At 65.0% G+C, this 10,463-nt stretch carries 9 protein-coding genes; 4 read left to right on the forward strand and 5 right to left on the reverse strand.

Features of this window, described 5'->3' with window-relative positions; genetic code table 11:
• Positions 1-87: 87 nt before the first annotated feature.
• Positions 88-2,961: an AfsR/SARP family transcriptional regulator gene (locus tag VFG33_RS29265; RefSeq protein WP_325056208.1), complete on the reverse strand. Its 2,874-nt coding sequence runs from the start codon at positions 2,959-2,961 to the stop codon at positions 88-90.
• 9 nt (positions 2,962-2,970) lie between these two features.
• Positions 2,971-3,264 carry a hypothetical protein gene (locus VFG33_RS29270; RefSeq protein WP_325056209.1) on the reverse strand — a complete coding sequence of 98 codons (294 nt, stop codon included), beginning with the start codon at positions 3,262-3,264 and terminating at the stop codon, positions 2,971-2,973.
• Positions 3,265-3,904: 640 nt separating this feature from the next.
• Between VFG33_RS29270 and VFG33_RS29275 the strand changes: the two genes are divergently transcribed.
• Entirely contained in the window at positions 3,905-4,456 is a 552-nt protein-coding gene (locus tag VFG33_RS29275; protein WP_325056210.1) for a TetR/AcrR family transcriptional regulator, read from the forward strand.
• Between the two features lie 94 nt (positions 4,457-4,550).
• On the opposite strand, the gene VFG33_RS29280 is transcribed toward VFG33_RS29275, so the two are convergent.
• The 3 genes from VFG33_RS29280 to VFG33_RS29290 all read right to left on the reverse strand — a co-directional run bounded on the left by VFG33_RS29280 (position 4,551) and on the right by VFG33_RS29290 (position 7,417).
• Positions 4,551-5,138, reverse strand: coding sequence for a TetR/AcrR family transcriptional regulator (locus VFG33_RS29280; RefSeq protein WP_325056211.1), 588 nt, complete (start codon positions 5,136-5,138; stop codon positions 4,551-4,553).
• A 279-nt stretch (positions 5,139-5,417) separates the two neighbouring features.
• Entirely contained in the window at positions 5,418-6,356 is a 939-nt protein-coding gene (locus VFG33_RS29285) for an MBL fold metallo-hydrolase (protein ID WP_325056212.1), read from the reverse strand.
• A 104-nt stretch (positions 6,357-6,460) separates the two neighbouring features.
• Positions 6,461-7,417: an NADP-dependent oxidoreductase gene (locus VFG33_RS29290; RefSeq protein ID WP_325056216.1), complete on the reverse strand. Its 957-nt coding sequence runs from the start codon at positions 7,415-7,417 to the stop codon at positions 6,461-6,463.
• Between the two features lie 459 nt (positions 7,418-7,876).
• Between VFG33_RS29290 and VFG33_RS29295 the strand changes: the two genes are divergently transcribed.
• From VFG33_RS29295 to VFG33_RS29305, 3 genes are all read left to right on the forward strand, one after another.
• Positions 7,877-8,821 carry a C-terminal binding protein gene (locus VFG33_RS29295; protein WP_325056213.1) on the forward strand — a complete coding sequence of 315 codons (945 nt, stop codon included), beginning with the start codon at positions 7,877-7,879 and terminating at the stop codon, positions 8,819-8,821.
• Positions 8,818-9,693, forward strand: a complete 876-nt coding sequence (locus VFG33_RS29300; protein ID WP_325056214.1) for an alpha/beta fold hydrolase — start codon at positions 8,818-8,820, stop codon at positions 9,691-9,693. The genes VFG33_RS29295 and VFG33_RS29300 overlap by 4 nt, the downstream gene beginning before the upstream one ends.
• 88 nt (positions 9,694-9,781) lie before the next feature.
• A partial coding sequence (locus VFG33_RS29305) for a fumarylacetoacetate hydrolase family protein (RefSeq protein ID WP_325056215.1) occupies positions 9,782-10,463 on the forward strand: 682 nt, incomplete at its 3' end.

Genomic DNA, 10,463 nt, shown 5'->3' on the forward strand with positions numbered 1-10,463 from the left:
CCGACCGACTGCGGACCACAGCAGATGGGCCCGGCCACTCGATCCGGGCGCCGCAAACAGCCGGCGGTACGACGCGCGCAGTGGGCGTCACTCGGGCGTTACGACGGCGCCGAGGTCGGCCAGGGTCAGCCGCTCCCCGGCCTGATAGGCCTTCTCGAAGTCCGCCGGGGCGAGCACGGCCCTGACCTTGCTCAGCAGGCGAGTGGTCAGTGCTCGTCGTGGCCACCGTCCACCCAGGCGGAGGGCCTGGGCGGACGCCGCGCCGTACATGGTCGCCGCCTCGGTCGGTCGGCCGCACTCGGCCAGTAGATTGGCCCGGGTCTCCACGACCCCCGCTCCGTACCGACTGCCGTAGGTGAGGCTCAGGTCGAAGGCACGGTTGGACCATTCGAGACCGCGCTCGGGGTGGCCCAGGGCCAGTTCGGCGTAGGCCGCGGCGGACGCGCTGAGGAACGCGGCGAAGATGTGGCGCGCATCGCTGGCCCGGCGGTGTGCCGCCTCGGCTGCGGCAGCGCACTGCCGGGGGGCGACGCCGCTGCTGATGTCGACGAGGCCGCGCACCGCCTCGCACAGCACGTCGAGGTCGGGGTCGGCGACGTCCGCTGCCACGGCGGTGGCGGTGGCGAAGACGGCCCGCATGTAGTCGAACTCGTCTGTCGTCATGGCTGCAGCCGCGATCACCGCCAGCAGATCACCGACGAACGCGCGCCGGCCCATCGGGACCTGGTCGAGCAGAGCCACCACCGCGTCCGTGTGCGGGCGAGCGAGGTCCGCGCGTCCCTGGTAGGTCAGGGTCGCGGCCAGCCCTGCGTGCGCCGCGGCTCGATCGGCGGCTGGTGCGTCGCCGGCTCGCCGGGTCGCGAGGTCGAGCCAGCGGCGCGCTTCGACGATCCGTTCGCGGGTGTACCAGAACATGGTCAGCTGCGCGGCCAGCAGAGGTGTCGCCGGTTCGCCGTGGCCCGCGAGTTCTCGTTCCAGCGTCGCCCGGACGGCCGCGTAGTTGGCGTCGAGCGTGCGATACCGCATGATCTCACCGCGGCGCAGGCGGAAGTCGGCGCCGAGCACCGAACGCACCCAGGCGTCTCTGCGGTCGAGCATCACGTCCCGCTCGCCGGTGTCTGTGAGCAGCTGACGGGCGTGCGAGCGTACGGTTTCCAGCTGGCGGAAGGTCGATGCCCAGCCGACGCGGTTCGACCTCGTCGAGGTGAGTAGGGATCGGTTGACCAGCATCGGGATGAGTCCCACGGTCCGTCCGCCCACCGAGTCATCGGCGACCGCGGCAGCGGCCTCGGCGGTGAACGGTCCCGGGAAGACGGCCAGGACCCGGTGCAACGCCTGCTCGGCATCGGTCATCTGCCCGTAGCTGCGATCTATCTCATCCCGCAACGTGCCGTGGGCTCGTGCGCCCGCCGCACCCTGCCGGCCCAATCCGGTCGGGTCGAGCGTCACCTGCTCGGCGATCTCCGCGATCGAGTAGCTGCGGCCGCGGGCCGCGGCGAGTTCGATCGCGAGCGGAAGGCCGTCGAGCCCGATGCAGATCTCGGCGACCCTGCGCAGATCCTCCTCCGTCAGCGTGACGGTCGGCTCGGCCAGCCGGAAGCGGCTTCGGAACATCGCCACCGCTGGGGATTCGTCCTGCGGATGGTCCGAATCGGGCAGCCCGAGCGGGGCGAGGGTGTAGACCAGCTCGCCAGGAAGGGCGAGCGGTTCCCGGCTGGTCGCGACCACGGTGCAGTCGGCCTGCTCACCGACCAGAGTCTCGACGAGTTCGCGGACGCCCTGCAGCACATGCTCGCAGTTGTCGAGGACGACCAGCGCCTGCCGGCCGCGCATCTGTGACGCCATGGCCCGCAGCGGTGTTCCAACGGCCGGTACGGCGACGCCCAGCGTGGCCAGTGTCAGGTCGACCACCAGGCTGGGGTGGTCGACCTGTCCGAGGTCGACGAACCACACGCCGTCGGGAAAGCGCGAAGCCAGGACGTGGGTCAGTTCGATCGCGAGCCGGGTCTTACCGCATCCCGCGGCACCGACGATCGACACCAGGTGGCTGTCACCGATCAGCTCGCCCAGCTGGTGCACCTCGGCGGCGCGCCCGATGATCAGCGTCATCCGACGAGGGGGATGCGACTCGGCGCGGGGCGCGACGGGCACCTCCTCGGAGGCCACCGCCGGGGCTGCCCTCGTGACTGCCGGCGCGGGCAGCAGCGTCGGGTCTCCGTCCAGGATCCGCTGCTGCAGCTCCCGCAATTCGGCGCCTGGTTCGATGCCGAGCTCGTTGATCAGAGTGTCGCGCGCGACGCGGTACGCGTTCAGCGCCTCCTCGATCCGGCCGTGCCGCGCCAGTGCGAGCATCCGCAGACAGTGCAGGTGCTCGCGGTACGGCGCGTCGTGGATCAGCGGTTGCAGGTCGACGAGTGCCTGCTCGGTGCGCCCGAGCGCGAGCAACGCGTCGACGCGCCGTTCCCGGACCTGGGTATGCAACTCCTCGAGCCGGGCGACGTACGCCTCCGCCCACGGCCTGTCGCCGCACGGGCTGAACGGCCGGCCGCGCCAGAGTTCGATGGCGGCGTCGAATCGCCGCAACGCCCGATCCGGACGGTCGGTGCCGAGCGCCTCGCGGCCTTCATCGGCCAGCCTCTCGAAAACCGCCGAGTCGATGTCGGCGGGGTCGACCAGGAGCCGGTACCCGCCGGTGTCGTTCACGAGCACGGCCGGCGCCGTGCCTCGGCCGCGGTCCGGCTCCAGGACCCGCCGCAGTCGCCAGACGTGCGACTCGAGCGTCGATCCCCGACCGTCGGTGACCTGGTCACCCCAGAGCGCCTCGATCATCGTGTCGACCGGAACCCGTCGGTTGGCGTGCACCGCGAGCAGCGCAAGCAGCGTCGTCGGCCGGCTGCCGTTCGGCATACGCATCCGGCCGTCGATCTCCAGCGACAGCTGACCGAGGTCATGCAATCTCACGTACTGAAATTACCGGTGAAGACGGCCTGGTGGAACGCCCAGCCGCGAACTCCCTTCCGCGGTACGCAGTGCCCCGGCCCGGCGCCAGATCAGTTCCGCCTGGACGGCAAGCATGAGGCCGACCATGACCAGGACGCTGCCGATACCGCTCTCGTAGGGTGTATGGGTCAAGTAGGCGAACGCGCCGAGCGCGAACTTCAGCACCACCAGTCCGACGAACAGGCCGATGGTCACGGACGTCCCTCGGGTGAAGATGCGTCCGTCGTTCTGCCACGCAGCTCCCCAGGTCAGCCAGATCACCATGCGGGCTCACCGATGCCGGGCGGCCGACGGTGGCGACCTGTAGTCCATGGCCATCAGACTGGGCACCGCCCAGGACCGTCAGATGGAGCTGCGATATCGAACTGCCAACATTGAATCGCTACCGTAGCCGCGCTGGGAACCTTCGGCGACGCACCTCTTACGCCCCTCTTACGCACCTCAATCAGCGCGAGAGGATGATGAGCGATGAGAACCAATGTGCGCAAAACAACCCCCGAATCCCTTGCCAGTAAGAGCTTACGCTCATCATCGACAACGGTGGTCAACCTCGGCTGGAAGTCAGCGGGTTTGGGGTTCGAGTCCCTGGCGGGGCACCAGCATCGAGGCCCAGGCAGACATCGCAATCTGCTCCTGGGCCTTTGTGCTGTCTACGACCCCTTTACGACCCTCTTTGCCGGACCGCCGTTCCTCGCCTAGTTACCAGCGACCGAACGTGCGACCGCCGACGGCTCTCCGACGAGAAGGGCAAGCCGGCCAAGGTCCGAGCAAAGGCAAACTTCCGCGACCACGACGGCCATGTGCGCGATGTGACCGCGATGCGCAAACTCACCCACCTCCTCGACCTCTGGATGCGGTTGAGTCTGCATGGCACTAACGCATCGATTAGTGCAATAATTGGAGGATGACAGCGAGTCCGACCAACACCAGGCCTGGGGGGCGTTCGGCGCGTGTGCGCGCCGACGTGCACCGCGCGGTGCAGGAGCTCCTGGCCGAGGAGCCCGCCGAGGCGCTCACCTTGCCCGCCATCGCCACCAGAGCAGGAGTCCATCCGACGACTCTCTACCGTCGCTGGGGCTCGATGGCGGAGTTGCTCGGCGACGTCGCAACCAGCCGGTTCAGCGGGGACATCGTGGTGCCGGACACAGGGTCCTTGCGTGAGGACCTCGAGCGCTGGGCCACGGACGTCGCCACCGACCTGGCAGACCCGGATGTGCTGGCTCTGATGCGCGCCGCCATCGGCTCCGGCCCCACAGGCGGCTGCGCCTGCACGGCGGACCGCCACGCTCAGCTAGCCGCGATACTCGACCGTGCGCGCTCGCGTGACGGATCTGCGCCGGAGGTCGGGCCCGCCTCAGACGCCCTACTGGGTCCGCTGTACTACCGCGCGATCTTCACGAACACCCCAGCCGAACCAGGTTGGCCGCGGGAACTAGTGAAAGCAATGCTGGACTGATCGGGGATACCAACTCATCGGTCCGACTCCGGCTGCTGCAGTCGTTGCAGCCGGCAACAGCCCCCGATCTGCGATGACGCAATCTCAGGAACCCTCAGCGGCTCTCCGACTTGGGTGCTGCGTCGAAGAGGACTGTCGCCATAGCACGAGCAGTGGTGGACGCCGAAGGATCGCGGTCCATGCGGGCCGACAGGCCCGCTCCGTCGTACAGGAGCTGGAGCTGTCGAGCCAGGGCGTCGGGATCGGCAACACCGGCCTCCTTGGCGAGATTGGTGAACAGGGAGCGCAACCAGTCCCGGTACTCATCGGCGGCGTGTTCGACGGAACTGCCAGGCTGGGCCTCTGCGCTGGCCATCTCGAACGGGCATCCGTTGAATCCGGGTTCGGTGAACAGCTCGCCTTGCGCGTCGAAGACGCCCAGCAGCCGCTCTCGTGGTGTTCGGAAACGTGTCATGACCCGATTGATGCGGTCGCTGGTGCTGGCGTGGCGGCACTCGAGGTAGGCGAGGACTAGCGCTTCCTTGCTACCGAAGGTGTTGTAGAGCGAGGCCTTGGCGACGCCTGCGTGCTCGATGATGCGGTCGATGCCGACCGTCTGTACACCCTCGCGATAGAACAACTCATCGGCGGCCGCCAGAAGACGATCGCGGGCCGACGCTTTAGCGCCGGTCTTGCTCGGCATGATGGACTCCCTCGTTAGACAGACCTGTTCAGTGTACTGCACATTCACCCCTGGATCTCGTCACCGGGGATGGCCGAGCCGGCATGATCAACCGGGTCGTGCTGGCGCACTGGCCAACTGCAGGGACCCGCCCTTTGGCGGGGGCCCAGGTGGAGCGGAGGGCTCGCCGATCCCTCCGCTCCGCACAGCATTGGACGAAACAGCGCCGCTGATCACTGGTCCACTGTCTCTGACCAGACCGTGTTCGCGGTGGCCGTTCCATCTGCGTCGGCCCTGCTATCAGTCGTCGACAGCGTCGTTCACGTAGGGGATCGGGATCCACCGGAAATGATCGCCGCTCAGCCGTTGGACGTGTCCTGCCCCCGGGAAGTGCGCGTGGGGCATCGCGACGAGGTATCCGTTCTCCGCGGCATCCGCCAAGGAGCTCAGCCGGGTTGCCGTCGCCCGCTCCTGATCGATGTCAAAGGTGATGCTTACGGTGGGTTCCTCGATTTGCACGTCCGGCACGTTGATGATGTCCCCCCAGAAGGCGATCTTTTCTCCGCCGTTCTCAAGGATGTACGTGACCTGCCCTGGTGTGTGACCGTAAGCCGGTTCAGTGCGAAGGCCAGGAAACAGTTCTGCCCCCGCCTCGAAGGCAGACACCGATCCGTCTTTCAGATACGGCAGGACCGTAGCCTCAACGACTTTGAACCAATCCGCCGCATGGCCAGTAGCGTTCATTGCATTCGCTTCGCTCGCCCAGAAATCGAGTTCCCTCGTATCTACATGAACCTTGGCGTTCGGGTAGATTTTCTGACCGTCAACCACAAGCCCACCCGAATGATCGGGGTGGATGTGAGTGATGAGGATGTCTGTGATGTCCCTCGGTTCCAGTCCAATCGCCTTCAAACTCGACGGGAGCTTGTTCAGCTTTGGACCCAACACTTCCCCGGCTCCCACGTCGACCATCAGGAGACGATTGCCCAGCTCGATCAAGAACGCATTTACCGACTCGTGATTCGGAGTCCTTTGGTTGGACTTCGCGAGGACCGCTTCGACTTCTTCGGGCGTCGTGTTGCGCAGTTGATCCCGCATATACGGGCGGAATGTCCCGTCCGACAACGCGACGACGTTGACGTCACCGATCCTCATTCGGTGAAAACCCGCCTGCGCGAGCATGAGCTTGGATTTCTCGGCGAACGCCACCGGTGTGACGAGCTGCGAGTCTGATGACATAGTTACCTCCGTAGGCCTGCCCTCGGGTGGCAGTCGTAACTTCCTTGTTGTGGATGGCGCTTGGCCTTTGCTTAACCAGCCCGCTGAACCGAGACTGGCTTGGTTCAACTGAGCGAGGTCGCGAAGTCAAGGACCAGACGCCCACGGATCCCGCCGTCAGCGAGCCGGCGATGCGCCTCTGCGGCACGATCGGCGCGCAAGATCTCAGCGACCCGCAAGGTGAGCGTGCCGTCCTCGACCAGGGCTCGCAGACGGTCCAGTGCCCCGGTATCGGTAAAGGCCTCCCACGCCACGATTGGATGCACAGTGATCCCGCGCCCCACGGGGCCATTCCAGCCGCGGACGGTAGCCAGCGCACCACCGTCCGCGACCGCGGGCACGGCCTCGTCGTCGAGGTTCGCCGCGTCGACCAGACCGGGAACACCGTTGGGCACCAGCGCGCGGACGCCAGCGATCCATTCCTCACCCCGATCCACGACATGGTCGGCCCCCAGGGAGCGCACCAAGTCACCGTCAGCAGACGACGCCACCGCGATCACGGTCAGGTCCCGCGCCTTGGCCAACTGAACGGTGTAGCCGCCCAACGCACCGGCGGCACCTGTGACCGCGACGGTCTGCCGGACCGACAGGTGCAGCGCCTCAAGGGCCAAGTCGGCGGTGAGCGCGTTGAGCAGCAGGGTCGACGCCTCGGCATGAGTGGAGCCCTTCGGCGCAGGTACCACCGACCTCTGGTCAACGACGAACTGTTCGGCATAGCTGCCGCCGTGCACCCCCATCGGGACGACTGCGGCGATCACCCGGTCACCGACACTCAGACGCCCGACGGGGCCCGGGCCGAGCTTGTCCACTACGCCGGCGGCGTCCACGCCAGGGATATACGGCGGGGTACGTTCAGCCAGCTCGGCCGCCCGGCGGCCAGCGCGAAAGCCGATGTCGGTTGGGTTCACGGTCACCGCATGTGTCCTGATCCGTACCTCACCGGCACACGGTTCAGGAGCAGGCAGGTCGATTGCGTGCAGCACTTCGGGACCTCCGAAGTCGGTGAGACCAATGGCTTTCATCACCACGACCCTTCCTTGCCTGGTGGCAGCGTCCGGCCCGCAGACCCGATCGTTCACACGCCATCGAGCGAGATCCGGCCGACCGGTTGTCGTGGACACTATCCAGACTGGTCTACCTAGTCAACATCCAATCGGTATCCACCTGAGGGAACGGCCTCGATTCGCCGGCATCGCGAGCGCGTGAGCGGCCGCACTTCGGGCCGGTTGGTCCGCGCGAAACGCCCGCCATCACGGCTAAATCTCACCCCTGCACCGTCCTGCTCGGAGGTGTCCGACCACCGGAAGGCGTGGGTCAGCTCGGTTGCTTGACTGGACTTAGGTAGACCTGTCTGACTATGGTGCCAAATCACCTACAGCGGCGCTCTGCACCCGGCATCCAGGTGGATATCGGACCCAGCGGGCGCCAACCGCCGCCGGTGCGCACACGACCGAACATCCCAAATGAGGAGCGTGACTCGAATGAAGGTTCTGCTCACGGATCAGGCTTTCCCGGACACCGATCTCGAACGCGGGCTACTTGCCGAAGCCGGGCACACCCTCATCGTCGCCCCGTCTGCCGATGATGTTCAGAGGCTCGCGCCTGAGGCGGACGCCATTCTCAATGCGCTCGCACCGATCGGGGAAGATCTGATCAAGAAGATGACCAAGGCTCGGATTATCGCCCGCTACGGAATCGGGATCGACAACATAGATGTCGATGCGGCGGCCAACAATGGAATCATTGTTACCAATGTGCCGGACTATTGCGTGGAAGAGGTAGCATCCCACGCGGTGGCGATGGCGTTGATGTTGCTACGAAATCTCTCGAAGGCGGATGAAGCCGCGCGATCCGGCCTGTGGGGAGTCGGCTCAGTGCGCCCGCTGCGCCGCATATCGACACTTACCGTCGGACTCCTGGGATTCGGTCGAATCGGGAAGCTGGTCGCAACAAGTATGGCCAGCTTCGGGACCGGCATTCTCGTCCATGATCCGTACGCGAAGAAGATTCCGGAGCCGTTTCAAGCCGTGGGCTTGAACGATCTGCTCACAAGGTCTGACATCCTCTTTCTCCACGCACCGCTGACACCGGAGACCCGTGGAATCATCAATGCGGAGACCCTCGCGCAGCTCCCATCAGGGGCGATTGTCATCAATGCCGCCCGGGGTCCACTCATCGTTCTCCACGACCTTGTTGCTTCGCTTCGCGCTGGCCGCCTGAAAGGAGCGGCGCTGGATACCTTTCCGGTCGAACCGCTCGATCCGACGCTGGTCGCGGACGTGCCGAATCTGCTCCTGAGCCCGCATACTGCGTTCTATTCGGAGGAGGCGATGAGGGAGTCGCAGGTCAAGGCAACTCAGCAGGTCATCAAAGTCCTTGCGGGAGAGCCGGCAGACTACCCGATAAGGGCGGTGACATCATCGTGAGGACTGTCCCATCGGTAGCTCACCACACCGCCCGCCTGAACGGGATCAGGATCCACTGGGTCACTGCTGGATCGGGACCGCCGGTCTATCTTCTGCATGGTTTTCCGGAGACTTGGTTCGCATGGCGCAAGCAGATCACCGCGCTCGCAAAGACATTCACGGTCGTCGCGCCCGACCTGCGCGGCTACGGAGCCACCGATAAGCCGGCGTCCGGTTACGACAAGCGCACGATGGCCAACGACATCATCGCCCTCATGGACCATCTCGGTCACGACCGGATTGCATTGATAGGGCACGACCGGGGTGCGCGAGTAGCGACACGTTTCGCGAAAGATCACCCGCACCGCCTCGACCGCCTGGTTGTTATGGAGAACATTCCGACGAGGGTACTGGCCGAGAACGCCAGCAACCCCAAGTTGCAGGCAGAGGGATGGTTTCTTCAATTCTTCAACGTTCCCGACCTTCCTGAGGCTCTTATCGCCGGTAAGGAACGCGAATTTCTGAGCTTCCTGTACCGGACCTGGTCATACAATCCGGAAATGATGACTCAGGACGAGATCGACGTCTACGTACGGGAGTATGAACGGCCTGGCAGCATTCGGGGCTGTTGTTCAGATTACCGCGCCAGGCTTGAAGACGTTGCGCAAGATGTTGCGGACAAGGACGTGCGAATCGAACGCCCTGTCCTGTCCCTATGGGGCGTCAACTCCGAAGCCGTCGGCAAAGCATTCGACGTAAAAGCAGTGTGGGAGACGATGGCTTCTAATCTGACCACTCTCGCCATCGATAGGTGCGGTCACCTGCCCCAAGAGGAGCAGCCTGAAATCGTGAACGAATCCCTTGCAGATTTTCTTTCGGACTGGGATCACTGAGAGGTCTAGGCCGCATCGTATGCGGCCTTACATGCCAATCATGCACATTTGATCCATACGTCATACCTTTGATTGGAGTGGTAAAGTCATGCGCTTCCTCAGACTAGGAGAACCCGGCCATGAGCGACCGGCTGCACTTGTCCCGGAAACCGGGACTGTATACGACATTTCCGCCGTCGCCCGGGATATCGACGGCGAGTTCCTGCGCACATGGCGGTCCAAGGTCGACATTATCAGTTCGGGGGAACTCCCCCGCATCGACATCGGCGAGACCCGTATCGGATCGCCTATTGCGCTGCCCCACGCGGTGTATGGCGTGGCCCTCAACTATGCCGACCACGCGGCAGAAGCCAAATTGGATGTTTCGGCGGAGCCCGTGGTGTTCTCCAAGACGCCGAACAGCGTCTGCGGGCCCAATGACGACGTGGTTTTCCCTCCTGGCTCGGTGAAGGGAGACTGGGAAGTCGAACTCGGAGTGGTCATCGGCGCACCGGCCTACCTACTGTCTTCGGTCGATGAAGCTCCATCGGTCATCGCCGGCTATGTGGCTGCCAACGACGTCTCCGAGCGCGCGTGGCAACTGGAACGCAGTGGTCAGCTCATGAAGGGAAAGACCTTCCCGACAGCCAATCCGATCGGTCCGTTCCTGGTGACCGCGGACGAAGTCCCAGACCCCGGGACCATCTCCCTCGATTTGTGGGTCAACGGCGTCAGGCGACAGCACGGCACCACGGCGAATCTTGTCTTTTCCGTCGAGCATCTCGTCTGGT

This window comes from Kribbella sp., assembly GCF_035687465.1.
Taxonomy (GTDB): domain Bacteria; phylum Actinomycetota; class Actinomycetes; order Propionibacteriales; family Kribbellaceae; genus Kribbella.